11 protein-coding genes are annotated in these 16,030 nt (G+C 53.3%); 5 read left to right on the top strand and 6 right to left on the bottom strand.

Features of this window, described 5'->3' with window-relative positions; genetic code table 11:
- The first annotated feature begins 129 nt into the window (after nt 1–129).
- Nucleotides 130–1,287, top strand: a complete 1,158-nt coding sequence (locus GOW40_RS20120; protein WP_171133670.1) for a cation:proton antiporter — start codon at nt 130–132, stop codon at nt 1,285–1,287.
- A gap of 15 nt (nt 1,288–1,302) precedes the next feature.
- Here the strand turns inward: GOW40_RS20120 and GOW40_RS20115 are convergent, their stop codons facing one another.
- Nucleotides 1,303–1,686 (bottom strand): c-type cytochrome, encoded by a 384-nt coding sequence (locus GOW40_RS20115; protein ID WP_254444531.1) that lies wholly within the window; start codon nt 1,684–1,686, stop codon nt 1,303–1,305.
- 400 nt (nt 1,687–2,086) lie between these two features.
- Here GOW40_RS20115 and GOW40_RS20110 point away from each other — a divergent pair, with 400 nt between their 5' ends.
- Entirely contained in the window at nt 2,087–3,307 is a 1,221-nt protein-coding gene (locus GOW40_RS20110) for an APC family permease (protein ID WP_171133672.1), read from the top strand.
- Between the two features lie 372 nt (nt 3,308–3,679).
- Here GOW40_RS20110 and GOW40_RS20105 read toward each other — a convergent pair whose 3' ends face one another.
- Nucleotides 3,680–4,984: a ferric reductase-like transmembrane domain-containing protein gene (locus GOW40_RS20105; protein ID WP_171231135.1), complete on the bottom strand. Its 1,305-nt coding sequence runs from the start codon at nt 4,982–4,984 to the stop codon at nt 3,680–3,682.
- A 255-nt stretch (nt 4,985–5,239) separates the two neighbouring features.
- On the bottom strand, nt 5,240–6,421 hold the full coding sequence (locus GOW40_RS20100; RefSeq protein ID WP_171133674.1) for an adenylate/guanylate cyclase domain-containing protein: 1,182 nt from the start codon (nt 6,419–6,421) through the stop codon (nt 5,240–5,242).
- Between the two features lie 415 nt (nt 6,422–6,836).
- Here GOW40_RS20100 and GOW40_RS20095 point away from each other — a divergent pair, with 415 nt between their 5' ends.
- On the top strand, nt 6,837–8,147 hold the full coding sequence (locus GOW40_RS20095; RefSeq protein ID WP_254444527.1) for a phospholipase D family protein: 1,311 nt from the start codon (nt 6,837–6,839) through the stop codon (nt 8,145–8,147).
- A 247-nt stretch (nt 8,148–8,394) separates the two neighbouring features.
- Here the strand turns inward: GOW40_RS20095 and GOW40_RS20090 are convergent, their stop codons facing one another.
- The gene (locus GOW40_RS20090) at nt 8,395–10,341 is read right to left on the bottom strand and encodes a DUF3604 domain-containing protein (RefSeq protein WP_217352333.1); all 1,947 of its coding nucleotides are present in this window, start codon (nt 10,339–10,341) and stop codon (nt 8,395–8,397) included.
- A 201-nt stretch (nt 10,342–10,542) separates the two neighbouring features.
- Between GOW40_RS20090 and GOW40_RS20085 the strand changes: the two genes are divergently transcribed.
- Nucleotides 10,543–12,027: an arylsulfatase gene (locus GOW40_RS20085; protein WP_217352332.1), complete on the top strand. Its 1,485-nt coding sequence runs from the start codon at nt 10,543–10,545 to the stop codon at nt 12,025–12,027.
- A gap of 551 nt (nt 12,028–12,578) precedes the next feature.
- A complete protein-coding gene (locus tag GOW40_RS20080; protein ID WP_256367881.1) occupies nt 12,579–14,783 on the top strand; it encodes an adenylate/guanylate cyclase domain-containing protein in 2,205 nt (734 codons plus the stop codon).
- A gap of 19 nt (nt 14,784–14,802) precedes the next feature.
- Here GOW40_RS20080 and GOW40_RS20075 read toward each other — a convergent pair whose 3' ends face one another.
- Together GOW40_RS20075 and GOW40_RS20070 are read right to left on the bottom strand one after the other, a co-directional pair.
- The gene (locus GOW40_RS20075; RefSeq protein WP_171133677.1) at nt 14,803–15,282 is read right to left on the bottom strand and encodes a YHS domain-containing (seleno)protein; all 480 of its coding nucleotides are present in this window, start codon (nt 15,280–15,282) and stop codon (nt 14,803–14,805) included.
- A gap of 14 nt (nt 15,283–15,296) precedes the next feature.
- Nucleotides 15,297–15,890, bottom strand: a complete 594-nt coding sequence (locus GOW40_RS20070; RefSeq protein ID WP_171133678.1) for an ankyrin repeat domain-containing protein — start codon at nt 15,888–15,890, stop codon at nt 15,297–15,299.
- Nucleotides 15,891–16,030 lie beyond the last annotated feature (140 nt).

Below are 16,030 nucleotides of genomic sequence, written 5' to 3'. Positions count from 1 at the left end.
ATCAAAATCCCAAAATACGTTTCTGTAACCTAATGGCGGCCAATTATTTGCGTCATCAGGGACACTGGTTCCTAATGGGTTGGATTGGAGTTACAGTGACCCCAACAAGTGCTTAATGCGCGGTTTTCTATGAACGTTTCCGGCCTTCTGATTACTCTCGGTGTTCTCTTCCTCGCTGGTTTGGTGGCAGATCAACTTGGCCGGGCCACGCATCTTCCGCGTGTTACAGCTTTGCTATTTCTTGGTTTGATTGCGGGAAATGCAGGAACGGGGGTTATCCCTCGCGATGTCGCAATGTGGTTCGATGAGATTTCGATCGTTGCTCTGACGATGGTCGCGTTTCTGCTTGGAGGATCTTTGACGCGGCAGAACCTGGTTCGACACGGACGCGCAATTCTGGCGATCTCAATTTCGATTGTGGTTGCGACCATCATCATTGTGACTGGCGGACTGACCGCAATTGGGCTTCCCCCAGGGTTGGCATTGGTCTTGGCCGCAATCGCGACCGCCACGGCTCCGGCCGCAATGACAGACGTGATCCAACAATCTGGAGTATCCAACGGTTTCACTGAAACCCTTAAAGGTGTGGTCGCGATTGATGACGTTTGGGGGCTGATGGTTTTCAGCATAGCCTTGGTGGTTGCAGGTCATACGGATGGTTGGGTTTCGGTCACGACAACTGCACTATGGGATTTCGGCGGGGCCATTTTGTTGGGCGTTGTGTTGGGGGTGCCATCCGCTTACCTAACCGGTCGCTTGAAGCCGGGCGAGCCAATGCAGGCTGAAGCGATTGGGATTGTCTTTCTCACGGCAGGCTTTGCACTTTGGCTTGAGGTTTCGTTCCTCGTAGCAGGTATGGTCGTGGGCGCGACCATTGGAAATCTTGCCCGGCATCACGACCGTGCCTTTCACGAGATCGAACATATTCAGTGGCCATTTATGATCCTGTTCTTTTTGCTGGCTGGAGCCACATTAGATATTGAATCCTTTGGCTTAATGGGGTGGGCTGGCGTGCTTTTCCTGATCTTGCGCACAATGGCACGTCTTATTGGTGGCTATTGCGGCGCAAGGCTGGGAGGCTTACCGGTTCGCCATGCCTACTGGTACGGTCCAGCGCTACTGCCGCAGGCCGGAGTCGCTGTGGGTATGGCCCTTGTTGCCGGAGAGCAATATCCGCACTGGGCTGCGTCGATCATGGCTTTTACGCTGGCCAGTACGGTGGTGTTCGAAGTGTTGGGGCCGCCACTTACACTTTTCTCGATCAGACGCACCGCTGATACCAAATAGCGGCAGGGCCAGTTCCTAATCGACTTGGACCGATTCAAGAAAAGCAAGCAAATTCGCCAGCGGAAGACCTACCATCATTGTTTGGCCATTCGGTAGAGCCAGCGCGAACAGTTGGTCTGTCTCGAAAACCGCGCCAAATATGGGCATTTCTCCTCCATGAGCCAACAATCGTGACCGACCATCAATCTTTTCCGCTACCCTGTCTATCGGAAACACGCCCGCGTTCTCCAAGGCCAACGTGGTGAGGTTCGGTGTCCGAATTGCCAGCATCTCAGCCATTGGCCCGTCCCCGGTCGCTTCGAAACCGTGGCATTGCCAGCAATAGGTCCGGAACAGATCTTTCCCATCCTGAATGTTGACTTCCTGCGCTACCGCGGTTCCTGCAATGAATAGCGACATCAAAACCTTGCGAATTACCGGCATCTGCCTCTCCTCTGTCCGAGCCTGTTGCCGACCAGATTAAACGATCTTGGGGTCAGTTCTTTGACCTCGCTCATATCGGTCGCACCGCTGCTGTTCGGCCCAACTCGCGTGTCCTTTGACCTAAATCAAAGCCCATAGACCACTGATAGAATGAAATACGATCGTTTCGATATGGTCGAACTACCACCCCTGGAGGCTCAGCAGGAGCGGTTACGAACCCTTCGTCGTCTGTCGGCGTCGAATTCGCATAGACGCCGACAAATGTAAACTTCGATGGGGTTTTGATCATCGAAACAAGATGTGTCGCCAATGGCGAAGTGTCCGGAGAAAGACCTTGCTACCCTTCTACAAACAGACCGACCAATGAGAAACGCTTATGAGTTCCACTGCCCCTAAGGAACAGAAACTAAAACGGGCCCTTACAACTCCGTTGCTCACGCTTTATGGCCTTGGCGTAACGATCGGAGCGGGTATTTACGTTTTGGTCGGTGCAACAGCTGATGTTGCTGGGCCGTTTGCGGCCTTGTCTTTCGTTGTCGCGGCACTTGTCGTTTCGCTTACTGCGCTTTCGTATGCAGAGCTGGCAACTCGGTTTCCAGTCAGCGCGGGCGAAGCGGCATATGTCGAGGCGGGACTTCGAAGAAGTTGGATGGCAGTCTTGGTCGGCCTGGCGGTCGCGGCCTCGGGAGTTATTTCAGCGTCAGCCGTCGCGATCGGAGCAGCATCATACCTGCACGCCCTCACTGGCTTAGCGATCCCGTTCCTGACCATCGGCGTTGTGTTGATCATGGCTGCCATCGCACTTTGGGGGATCACAGAGTCGGTGCTCATCGCAGCCATTATTACAATCATCGAAATCGCCGGTCTTCTGTTCGTGATGGGTTGGGGTCTAACGATTCAGGATCCGCAGGGATACCGGATCGGTGCGATGCTTCCCGCGCTTGAGCTTGATGTCTGGCGAGGTATTTTCGCGGGATCACTTCTAGCCTTCTTTGCCTTTGTCGGCTTTGAGGACATGGCTAATGTCGCAGAAGAAGTCAAAGACCCTTTGCACACTATCCCGAAAGCGATTTTTCTAACTCTCATTCTGGCGACGTTATTGTACTTTGGAACCTCTATGACAGTTTTGCGTGTGGTTCCGATCGATGTTCTTTCGACATCTGCTGCACCTCTTGCACTTGTCTTCTCAAACGCGCCTGACGAGATCAAAAAGGGCTTTTCTGCAGTGGCTATAGTAGCGACCGCCAACGGAGTATTGATCCAGATGATCATGGCGTCGCGGGTGATATATGGCCTCGCAGATCGGGGCTACCTACCGAAAACCCTGGCGGTAGTGCCTAAAGCAACACGGACACCTGTTTTCGCCACGCTATTGGTCGCGGCGATCATCATGCTCTTGACCCAAACCTTTCCAATAGACGTTCTTGCAGAACGCACGTCTCAGGTCGTTCTTATGGTCTTTGTACTGGTCAACTTCTCGCTGATACTGTTGAAAGCTAAACCTGATAGAACGAACGAGCATTTCCAAGTACCTCCTGTCGTGCCCATCCTTGGAGTTATCACAAGCATATTGCTTTTCGGAGCAGGGTTTCTCTAGGCATATGACGCCGGTCAATTTTGCCTAAGAGTGCGTTTATCTGTCTGGTGGCACAGAGCCTTCAAAGATGTGGGTCAACAACTACGGTCGGCCTATCTGCCGCCTTTGAAGGTATATTTCACGGCAGGCCCGACTGGTCGAACATCGGCAATTGGTGCTTTGTTCCCGGAAGAAAACCTGAACCTATCCGCATCATTCGATGCTGGGCTGGTCTATGGGGTCTTTTAGCGCTGGTTTCCTAATTGTCGCCAAAAGCGGAATAGCCTGTCCGGTTATCTCATGGAAAAAGCCAGGACAATGGCGAAAACCAAAATATTGATGGCCCAGACCGCCAGCTTCACCCGTTTACGCGCAGGCTGGTTTCTGAACCGATCAATCATAGTCAAACCTTTCGGACAAGATCCGTTCTGACGAAGTTCCCCGCGCGATCAGGTGATCTTCGACGTTGTCCATCATGGCAGTCGGCCCACACAGAACAAACAGCCAGCCATCAAAATGCTCTTTCGACAAGTTGCGATCCAAAAGAGGCCCGTCGATCAAGCCTATTTCGCCTTGCCAATCTTTTGACGGTTCGGACACAACAAACACTGTATCTTCTTGGGTCAGTTCCTCACGATAGACAATTTGCTCCACTAACCGGTTGCCGTAGATAAGTTTGATATCGCGCGGTCTTCCGCACAACTTTGCTTGACGCAATATGCTCAGCATGGGTGCGATGCCGACGCCACCTGCGATCAGGACGATGCCATTCTCAGAGCGGTTTTTGATCGACAGGTTGCCATGCGGGGCGTCTAGATAGACCGGGGTTTGCTGAGCGATTTGCCCAAGGCCGCATGTGAAATCCCCAAGCTCTTTTATCACGAATGAAACCTCGGGGCCTCCGCCTGGTGCCGAACTGATCGAGAAAGGATTCTCGTTTAGCGAGAATGGGCTATGACCAACATTCAGCCACGCAAACTGACCTGCTTCATAGGTCAGACCCTTGTGACCAACAGGTTTGAGGCGCAATTCCCATTGCCTCGGTGTCAGGCGAGACACGGTACTGACGCTCCAAGGTCTTTTTCTCTGACGAAATGGGCGAACGAGGTAGACATACAATAAAGTTCCGACCGCAATACCGGTTAGTACAAACCAAAGATATGACAGTGACGGATGTCCTCCGTAGCGTCCGGCATATACCGTGTGGTGCAGCAGTAAGCATACAAGGACCAAAGCCCCGAGACCGTGAAACAGGCGCCATGTCTCATATTTGCATTCAAGGGACTTACGAAAAATCGCTGAGGCGGCCAGAATAACAAACAAAAAATACGCACCTATGCCCGTTACCAGCGCAGAAAAATCGGTCGTAAGCGTGAGTTGATGTGTCACGTCCCATGGGCGATGCCCGCCAGTTGGTGTGCCCTGATACAAAAGCGGATGTATGAGCGCAAAGCCAAGTGCTGTTCGCGCCATTAGCTGATGCACCCGCATGGTCACGTCCATACCCACGTTGCCCGAGATGAATTTGAACCGTCCCGACAACAGGAATTCGATCAAGATTATTGAAAAAGCAAGCATTCCAAGACCTGATGCAAGCTCTTGATGAAAAGGTCGCGAGGGCCAGTTCAGCGACCAGGAGGCAGCCAGTGGGGATAGGATCACCAAAACGTAGATCAGCACTAGATACGGCCATTTCATTCGGTTCTGGTCCTATGCATCACAGGAAGGCAACTCGTGCTTGTTGTGCATAGACGCTAGGTTGATCGAAGGTTCCAATCAAGATCAGCGGCAACCTGGCAGCGGCTCAGGCCGCTGGAGTGTGCAATGCGAAATGCTTCGGCGTGGAACATCGGGGTTGGTTTCGATGCCATGATGTCTCTCCTTTGTGGCAAAATACCAAGTCAAAGAAGCGGCACAATTCCGTGACAGGTCCACTCCTAACAAGAGAGAGCATCACTTTGCCTGATCAGAGAGACTGATAACGCGGAAAATCTGCACAGGGTTACCGATGCCTTTGAGTTCCCTTTCTCCTAACTTCTCTGTCTCCACATGCTCTTCTATGTCCAATAGCGCCCGCTGGTTCAAAAGGATCTGTCCATCGCTGGCAAAGTCGCAAAGCCTGGATGCGGTATTCACCACTCCGCCGATTGCGGTGTAGTCGGCGCGACCATGAAACCCGATAAGCCCAAGTGTCGCGTAACCGCTGCTGATCCCGATACCCAAACCCATCGAGTGTCCGAGTTTCTGCCAGGGTGCTCGTATTCCGTCGAAAGTCTCGCTTATTGCCTTGGCCAGTCGCACGGCTTGGAGAACCGGTTGATCGCAGGGAACCGGATCATTGAAGAAAACCATCAACCCATCTCCAGCTCGGTATCCGATTGTTCCCTTGTGTTGGGCAACTAGATGACCAACTTCATCGTGGAAGTTTTGGAGAAGAGTAATGACATCTTCTGGCTCAATCGCCTCGGAAATCGCTGTGAAATTCCGGATGTCGCAGAATAGGCAAGCGATGTATCGACGATGAGTTTTAAGAAGCTCGTCAGCGTTTTCTTCGACGACAAGCTCTGCTACCTGAGGCGCAAGGAATTGTTTGAGTCGCCCGAGCCTGTCAATCTCGCTTTCCTGGCGCTTTACCTTCTCGGTCAGTCTTTCGTTCAATGCCTCTATTTCATGTGTCTGGTTGCGAACCGTGTGGTTCAAGGCATCGAGTATGAAGTTCTGGTTTAGCAAAGCCGCGATCGCCAAAAGCACATAGGCAAGCGCTTCGACGCGCTCATCATAGCCGAAATACAGCGTGACAATCAGGATGGCAGCAGCAATTCCACCGAGGACGAGTGGAAGTTCCTTTGCATGCCGTTTTCGGTCTCTCCATAAGAAACTGACCGCCAACAACGCAAACACCCACATAAGCACAGCTTGCGCATGTGGGTTTAGGGAAATCGCTTCGTAGCCAACCAAATATGTCAGCAAAATCCCGGAATAGCAGGTGGCCAAAGAAGCCAAAGCAGCCAGGACGGCGCCAACCCCGATTGGCATCGAGATCTTGAATTCCTCTGTTGCTACCCCGATACCGTCGGCAAAACTACGCGGCGATGGTTCTGCAGCAGAGTCATTTCTGTGTTTGGATTCAGACATGGTCCTCGTTTGCGCTTGGTGCTGCCAGAGTACGTTTGAAATGAGGTTGCGTCAAAATCACATACCTGCATGCGGCAGTTGAGGGTTTCACCAATTCAACAACAACCAGAGAAACAACCCCATGTTTAAGAGAACAAAGTTGCAATCACCCGTCTCGGCGTAGTCACCTAGGACATAGGGATGGAGAAAGCTGATGGCCCGATGGAAGTTCTTGGTTTGTGTTTGGTGTGTGCTGACTCTTGTTGCTTGCGCTCCCAAAACGCGCATCTACGAAAAGAGCGTATCGGCCTCGCTTCCTGCAGACGCGCGCACAGCGCTTAGTCAGACGGCCAACCGGCTTGGTGACCCCAAAGACGGTCGGTCGGGGGTCAAGCTGATCAGTGACGGTGAAGAAGCTCTTGTCTCAAGGCTATTGATGGCTGCTGCGGCCGAGACAACGATAGACGCCCAATACTACCTTCTGCACAACGACCCAACCGGTCACCTGTTCGCCGCCAGTCTTTTGCAAGCGGCAGATCGGGGTGTACGTGTTAGGCTGTTGCTGGATGACATGGATACATCCGGGTACGACGCCATGACCGCAGCGTTGGACAATCACGAAAACATTGAAATCAGACTTTTTAATCCATTTTGGCGCGAACAAAGCTTGTTGATCGCGGGGTTGACGGATTTCAAACGCATCAATCGCAGAATGCACAATAAATCCATGACGGCCGACAACGTGTTCACGATTGTGGGTGGGAGAAACATCGGTGCCGAGTACTTTCTCGCGCGGGAAGAAATGAACTACGCTGATCTGGATGTGCTGGCCGCAGGCCCCGTTGTGCGCGAGGTGTCGCGCAGCTTTGACTCTTACTGGAACAGCGAGTTCGCAGTTCCGGCGCGCGCGGTCGTGGGCGAACCAAAGGAATTTGACCTTAGCGATGCGCGAAGCAAGTTGAATGAACTGGTCGAGGAAGCGAAGCGAACCCAGTACGGCGCTGCGCTCAGAAGGTCTGCACAAGAGAACTTCGCAGATGGAGCCCTGTCACTAGATTGGCTGCCCGCCAAACTCTATTCCGATCCGCCTTCAAAAGCCGCCGGGCTTGAGAACTCAGGCCCCGTTCTCGCATCTCAACTGCTTCCGTACTTTGAGAATGCCTCCAGTGAGGTGAACATCGTCTCCGCCTATTTCGTGCCACGCAACAACGGCGTGAAATGGTTGACCGAACTGGAGAAGCGAGGGGTCGACGTAAAGGTTGTAACCAATTCGCTTGCATCTAATGACGTTGCACCCGTTTACGCGCACTATGCTAAAAAACGCCGTGCATTACTACGTGGTGGGGTAGAACTCTATGAACTGCGACCGGACGCCTATCAGGTCCAACGCCGGGGCGTTAACTGGGCTCAATCCAGATCAGGCTTGCATTCAAAGGCATTTGCCGTTGATGACCGCTACTTGTTCGTAGGATCGTTCAACTGGGACCCGCGGTCTGTCAACATCAACACCGAGATGGGAATTCTGATAGACTCGCCGGCATTGACGGCACAAACCATGGGTGCCTTGGACGACGCTCTGCCGGCATACACATATAACGTGACGCTCGAGAAAGCTGGTCAGCTCAAATGGACAACAAGAGGCGATGATAGCAACGTTATCGAATATCTATCAGAGCCAACAGGATCGACTTGGGATCACATAGTTGCTGGATTTCTAAGTATTCTGCCAATTGGGTCGCAGCTTTAGGTTCTTGAGCATACGTCAGTCCATGCGGCTATTCGCACAGGCGCAGCGAACGCACGCTTTGTTCGCAGAGCTACTGGAACCCTCCTCGGAACCGGACACTCACAATGCCAAGGCCCTCGCTTTGTTTGGCACGCATAGAACACCTGCGAAGAGCCTGGGCAGAAACTCGCATGAACGGATCAGCCTAATGCTGCTGCGACAGGAACTGCCGGGATTTTGCAGAAACGGCGCTGCCGGTAGGCATATCTCAGCCTTTAGGAGTATACCAAATTGGCGAAGTGTAAGCGCGTTCCTGCGTTGACGTAGGCACGTCGGCAGGCAGCTCGTCTCCAAACCGAACGGCGTCGTAAATTGTCCACCTCGGTGTGGGAATCTCCAGGACACGGGCATAGTAGAAAGCGCTGACTGAAGGATCGAATTCAGGATCCGTCCAAACAGTGATTAGCTCTGGAGACCCGATCGAATTGGTAAACGTGCCCGATGCAACATCCACGGTGTTCCCCACCGCTGGCAGCTTGCCGTCCGCATCAAGCTCCCGGTCTCCCGACCAAGCGACGTCATAGATCCGCTCTTCAGTTTCGCCATTGGCATTTAGCCAACCTTTCACAATCTGAACACGGTCGAGATTGCCAGAAAACGGATCTTTCAGAGCAGCTACCAAGAATGTTGGGGCGTCCGCACCTTCTGTCGCGTCGGCGAGATCCCCACCCATCGGAACGCCTTTTTCATATCCGACTTCGGCGGGCAGTCGAGATTTGGCATCAGCTTCCGTAAAGTCCCAGCCGCCGAAGAAGCGAACCGCAATACGACTACCGGTTGTCCCATAGACTTCTTTTCGTTCCATAGCGTCGAATATTGCTTCGCGCGTGTTATCTTCCGCCCAAACTGCAGCGTAACCTGACGCTGCCATTTCCCACCCAAGAATTCTTGTCGTATCGAACTCACCAACAACGTGCTGCCAACGACCCGGCTCTGGTTCGACGCCAGAGTGTTTGCCAAAGAAATTGTCTTCTTCCGCCGTTGCCAGAGCGGTATGGCTGTCTGTCGAACCTACCACTCCAAATTTGTATGGGTTGGTGCCAAGTTGAGCCTCAAGCTTCAACCCGTTCTTCAGAGCCTCTCGGGCGTATTCGTACTGGAGCATCCAGTCTTCTTTGGGCGTTGGTCCAAGGTTGGATTTGTCCCAAGTTTCATAGTCTGCGAACTCATCGTTTGGGCTCAAAAACGGATGCGCTTCTCCATCACCTTTGATTTGGGTGATCTCATACATCGGCTCCCACTTGGCACGCCGCTCTGCGTAATCTTCTGTCAAAGGTTCACCCGTTTCAGGGTTCGTCTCAACCGGAAACATTAGGCCGTTGGAGACGTTGCCATTGTGGGCAAGGGCCAGCACACGACCGCCGGTCTCCTGTTCATATGTTTCCATCCAGTCCCACAAACGTTCAGGATTAAAGGTTTCTGCTGTTGTGAAGGGCAACAATTGCCGAGCGCGAATGGCATCATCGCGGTAGATCACATTGCGATGGAGGTTGTTTCCAGCTTCGGTGGAAGTCCATTCGTATCCAATGAAAGCAGTGAATGTACCAGGGGCGTTGTGTTGATCTGCAGTTTGTGTGAACTCGTCCCATACGGATTGTACAAACCTACGGTCTGAAACAGCTTCAGGCAGAGCATCCCCGGTGATGCCCGCAAAGGTTTCAATAACTTCCATGGTTGCGCCCAAAGCGACGTCCCCGCCGGCGTTGAGGCGTTCGTTCCAGTCTCGAAGGGTTGGATCACGCATCAGAGTGGAGTTCCCGGCAACGATCTCGTTCATAGCCCCCATTGCGTCCGAGTGATCAGATACGACAAGCCAGTCGAGGGGGCGCGATAACTGCACGCGCAGGCCATGCGATGTTGTGACTTCCTCACCACGTGCAAACCTATAGGCATCGTCTGGGCTCAGAATGACGCCAAATCCGCGTGCATCGAGCGAGTTTGACGTGTGCAGGTGAGTGTCTCCCCACAGCGGGCGTGTGGGAAAATCTCGACCTGCATAAGGCGAAAAATCAGCAGGTGCGGGTTCACGCATATCATCAACAGATATTGTCATCTCTCCAACTTGCCCGCCTTGAGCAGCGTCTTGAGCATTTGAAGAGCTTGCTATGAATGATGCGGAAATTATTGCTGTCGATGTCTTCAGAAAAAGCTTCATTTGAACCTCCCAGCCGAGCTGAATGCCAACCCATGGCACCATCTGAACGGACTGTTCGTCAAGGAAAACTATGGTTTTCCCGGTTGAGCACAAGAGATCCAGAGAGAGGTTTGGCTGTTCCCAGATCGCTGCTTTGCCGATAACTCGATCGCTCAGCCGCCAGTGGAAAATACAGTGCCGAGTGGATGTTCTTGACGAACAGTGACCTGGTTCGTCAGTCTTCAACCTGTGATCTTGATTGGAGGCGCCGTTATGAAGTGGTTATCGCGAACAGTCTTACTGTCCTTGTCCTTTTTATTTGCCGCGGGCGCGTCAGCTCAGGACAAACCCAACATCGTATTCATATTTATGGATAGTTTTGGCTGGGGCGAACCTGGATTCAACGGGGGTGGCATAATCCGTGGTACGGCGACCCCCGAGATGGACGCCCTCGCGGCGAAAGGATTGCGACTCACGAACTTCAACGTGGAAAGCCAGTGCACACCGTCCCGCGCAGCGACCATGACAGGACGTTACGGTATCCGAAGCGGCAACCATACGGTCCCACTGGGTGGCGGCGTCTACGGTTTGACCCAGTGGGAAATCACGATGGCCGAAATGCTGAAGGATGTAGGATACAACATAGCCATGTACGGCAAGTGGCACCTTGGATGGACCGAAGGACGCTACCCAACGAATCAAGGATTCGACGAATTCTACGGAGTTGAGACCACTGACGTTACAGTCTGGCGCACGCTTCCGGGATTTGCTGAAGCCAACATGGAAGAGCCCGTAGTGATGCAAGGTGTTGCGGGCGAGCCCGCAACCATCGCGCGGGACTACGATCTGGACTATCGCGGTGAGATAGATGGCGACCTGACGAAAAAGGCTATCGAATTTATCCAAGCGAAGAGTGCCGAAGACGCGCCGTTTTTCATCTATCTTGCATATACGCAGACCCACTATCCAAACATCGTGTCCGATGAGTTTGATGGCGCCACCGGAAACGGGGTTTGGGCCGATATTCTGCTTCAGACAGATACCTATATCGGACGCGTGATTGATGCGCTTGAGAATGCGGGGGTTTCCGACGACACAGTCGTGATCTTTACTGCTGACAACGGACCCGAAGCTCTTCCGGTTGGAAATGCAAATGTCTCGCCCGTGCCAGCGGTACACGGTACCGCCGGACCTTGGCGCGGCACTCTGTTCACAAGCCTCGAAGGAAGTATGCGGGTGCCTTTTGCGATCAAGTGGCCAGGAAAGATCCCTGCGGGTTCTGAAAGCAACGATGTTGTCCACTCTATGGATCTCTATCCGACACTTGCGGCATTTGCTGGGGGCAGGGTGCCTGATGACAGGGCGTTTGATGGCATTGATCAGTCAAAGTTCTTTCTTGGTGCCCAACCAAACTCAAACCGAGAAGGCGTGATCGTCTACATGGGCGAACAGATATTCGGTGTAAAATGGAAGGACTGGAAAGTTCTTTTCAAAGAGAATACGACGGCATTTGGTGCAACGGAGTCATTCGATACGCCACGCGTCTACAATCTTCTGAATGATCCACACGAGCGTGAAAGCGTACTCTTCCCACACACATGGGCGGCCGAAAAGGCTTTGCCACAGTTACAGGAGCACCTCGCCACATTCGAAGATTATCCTCCGATACCCCCAAGGAACACCGGATCCCTACGAACCACCGATTGACTAAATGACGGCTTGCTCAGCGACCTGTAATACCCCTTGTCGATCTTCGCTGCGCTATGAACGAGTATCCGCAAACTCTCCCGCCGTGTGGAGCCTTGAACTGGGCTGGTCGCTTGGTTTTGCCCGGATCGCCCAAACCTGTTTGGGCAGCAAAGCGGTCGTTGCCAACCACTTGAGCAATGGCCGCGGTGTCCGCGACCTGTGAGTTACAAAGAAGACCCTCGCTGCGCGGCTTTCGAATGGTCAGTTTTCACGGCACTTTGCGAAGACACCGACGATGCGAGTGCGGCATAGTTCGCGCTGCGCGTGCAGCGCAATTTTTCGATGGCGAGGTTGGGCTCGGTTCGGTCATTCGCAGTAGATGCTTGAGCGCCTGTACGGCGATATCAGCTACCTTAGGCTGCTTCAGACAATTGGTTCTTTGCCCCCTGTGCCTTTGATTGAAAAGCGCCCGCCCAGTTAAAAATTTTTGAGCGAGCACAGTTTCAGTCACGTTTTTTCAGTGTTACCCTTCGCTGTACTGCCCGCAATTTGGAGGAGAGGGGCAAACCTTGGAACGCAGGCTTGCCGCCATATTCGCCGCAGACGTCGTCGGTTTCAGCCGTATGATGGCCGAGGATGAGGTCGGTACCTTCGAACGTTTGACCATTGTGCGCCAAGACATCCTGACCCGTTTGATCGAAGAAAAAAACGGACGGGTCGTTAAGCTTATCGGCGACGGGCTACTGGCCGAATTTGCGAGTGTGGTTGATGCTGTCGAGGCTGCGATCCAGATACAGGAGGCGGTTAGAAAAAGAAACGCCACCATTAATCCCAACCAGCGTATCGAATTGCGGATCGGTATCAACCTAGGCGATCTGATTATCGATGGTGACGACATTTACGGGGACGGCGTCAATATTGCAGCGCGTCTGGAACCACTTGCGGAACCCGGAGGCATCTGTATCTCGCGCGAGGTTTACAAACATACTCGCGGCAAGGTGAGCAGATCGTTTGAGCCTGCAGGCATTCATCGGGTGAAGAACATACCTGAGCCTCTTGCAGTCTTTCGGATGGCTGACCCGAACGGCTCAAACTACTCACTAAAGTCCCGCTTGAAGGTTCGCGTCGCTGTCGCGGTGTTAGCCGTGACGGCCATTCTTTCAATTGCCGCTTTTGTTTTGCGTGATGACTTAGTTGCCCGTTTTAGCGGCGCTGATAGTGAAATGATCGTGGCAGAGAACACGCTGCCTTCTCTCATCGTATTGCCCTTTGAAAACCTCGGGCTGCCAGACGAGGAAAGGTACCTGGCCGACGGGCTCACGGACGATCTGATTACCGATTTCTCGAAAGTCGCCGGGCTGATGGTAATCGGCAGCAATACCGCGTTTTCCTATCGGGACCGAACAATCGACGGCAGGGCCATCGGTCGCGAATTGGGGGTTGGCTACGTTCTCGAAGGCAGCGTACGGAGAGCGGGTACACGGCTTTTGGTCAACGCACGGCTGACAGACGTGAGCAGCGGGCAGACGCTTTGGGCCGAGCGTTTGGAGCGAGACGAAGGCGATATCTTCGCCATTGAAGTCGGGTTGATCAACGAGATCATTGACCAATTGGATGTGGATGTGAGTGTTTCCGAGAGGGAACGGATCGAACGCCTTCCCACAACGGATCTGGAAGCATACGACTTCTTCCTGAGGGCCGAAGAGGCCGCTCGTAGCGGCTTTCGGCCCGGGTTGCGCGAGGCATTGAAACTCTATTCCGACGCAACAGCAATCGACCCGACTTTTGCCCGGGCCTTTGCGGCCCAGGCGCGTACCGAGGCATTGGTCATGCGCCGCAACTATGACGATGTGCTGCCGTTTCCAGTTGCCCGAAAACGCGCCTACGAACATGCTGGGCGCGCCTTGGAAATTGATCCCGATGCCGCGATGCCTTTCGCCGTTTTGAGCGAATTGCAAACTGTTGATCGAAGGTATGAGGAAGCGATACGTTCGGCGCAACTGTCTGTCGAGAAAGCTCCAGGTGAAGCGTCTGCGTATCTTGCGCTGAGCTTCGCTCAAACCTTTTACGGTCGACATGAAGAGGCGATTGAGAATTTCGAAACGGCGCTGCGTCTTAACCCACTATTGCCGGGTTATGCTCGGCAGATCGCAAGCTTGTCTCATATTCTCACCGGTCGTCCCCAACGTGCCGTCGAAATCCTAGAAGAGATAAAGGGCAATTCTCAAGGCATTGAGGATTACTTCAACATCCTCGCGGCCGCCTATGCGGAGGCTGGCCAGATTCAAAAGGCGCAATCAACAGCGCAAGAGGTGGCACGATTTGCGCCGCATACCTCGGCGCAACTCTACAGGGTCATGTTTGCGCATTTTCGGCAGAAGGAAGAACTCGATCGGATCATTGATGCAATGTTGCGAGCGGGCGTGCAGGAATGGCCTTTCGATTTTCGACCTGGCGCGCGCGAAAAGCTATCTGCCGACGAGGTCACCGCCCTGATTGACGGGAAAGTCTGGCAGGGAAACTTCGAAGGCCGTGGACCCGGCTTGTTGCAGATTTCAGAGAACGGAAGTATGGCCTTACGCGCATCCACATTGTTTGTCACTGGATCGGCTTTTGTGGAAGATGACAAATTGTGCATACAACAACCCGGTCTTGCGCTCGGTCGCCCGGCTTGTGGCTCGATCTACAAAAGTGCCGAAGAAGCAAGCGAAGCGAGCTTGCCGTATAGTTACATCAACGCGCACATTTTGTTTAACTTTAGCCCGGAGGGATGACCCTCAACCGAGATGCGCTTCAGTTAGAGTAATCCTTGGCGGCAAGCGGCTTTGTCTTCTCCCAATTCGCATCCGCCTTGGCGATCACCGCTTCCCCTTCCGGATGGTCAAGCATTTCTGCACCAGTGGGGTCCGATATGAAGTAAAGCTTCCCATCAATGATGCGCCAGGAATTTACAGGGTCGATGTTCTCAGACGCGTTGGCCCCAAGGCCGACACCCAATGTGCAATACCCACCGTATTGCGGTGCGTACTTAGTTGGGTCAGACACAAACAGATCGCGGTTATTTGCGCTGTTGAAGTGCCATGGCGTACCAAGCCAATCATATGCGAACTCACTTGATCCTTTCACCGCGCGGTTTTCGGTGAAATAAGCGACAGTGTCATAGCCTTTGATCGCAACATCGCCGAAGGGTCCAGTATTGATGGGCTCATCGGCCTGCGCGCCAAGGGTCATGGCTGCAAGAAACAGGCCGCTTATCAGAAGTCGAAAGTTCATTTTTTGACCTTCCCTTAGGTGCCTGCTTCCAGGCACAGGCGGTGAAATTCCGGACCAAAGGCGTCTGGCGGAGGGCACGTGGCCCCGTTTTGCTTCAGCAGCCCAACGATATCATAGTGTTTACGGAACATGGTTCGGATCAGAACCGAAAAACCATCATTATCGAGGGTCACAATATCTGCCCCATTGTTGACCAGCAGCTCGATCATCTCGATATGGCCCTCGTCGGCCGCCATGAAGATGGGTGATTTTTCGGCCCTGTTAATGCGCCCATTCACATCTGCGCCTTGGTCGAGAAGCAACTGCGCTGTCTCAATATTACCGCCGAAGGCCGCTGCGTGAAGCGGTGTGAAACCACTATGGTTGCGCGCCATCACGTCAGCCCCTGCCTCGATCAGGGTCGCAGCGGTTTCGGTGTTTCCAGCCAACGCAGCAGCAATCAAGGGAGTAGCCTTGTTTGGACCTCGCTCGTCGACCGAGGTACCGCTTTCCAACAAAGCCATAACGGTCGATGTATCGCCCCGCTTTGCCGCATCGAATAACGGACCTGCTTGAGCGGGCCCAAGTATTAAAAAGGCTGTTATAAAGATGGTGCCAATCCAACGCATGGATCTACCCCCCCTGCGTGAATTCTACAATGAGCCGCAGTTGCACGCAACGACTGGTTACTAGCCGCAGTACTCATGTCGGTTTTGGAGGAATTGGCGCTGCATCCGACAGTCAAGCCGGTGCAGATGATCGCAGACGC

The organism is Ruegeria sp. HKCCA6707 (assembly GCF_013033515.1).
Taxonomy (GTDB): Bacteria; Pseudomonadota; Alphaproteobacteria; order Rhodobacterales; family Rhodobacteraceae; genus Ruegeria.
Note: the sequence above shows the minus strand (reverse complement) of the source record. Positions and strands in the feature narration are given on the sequence as shown.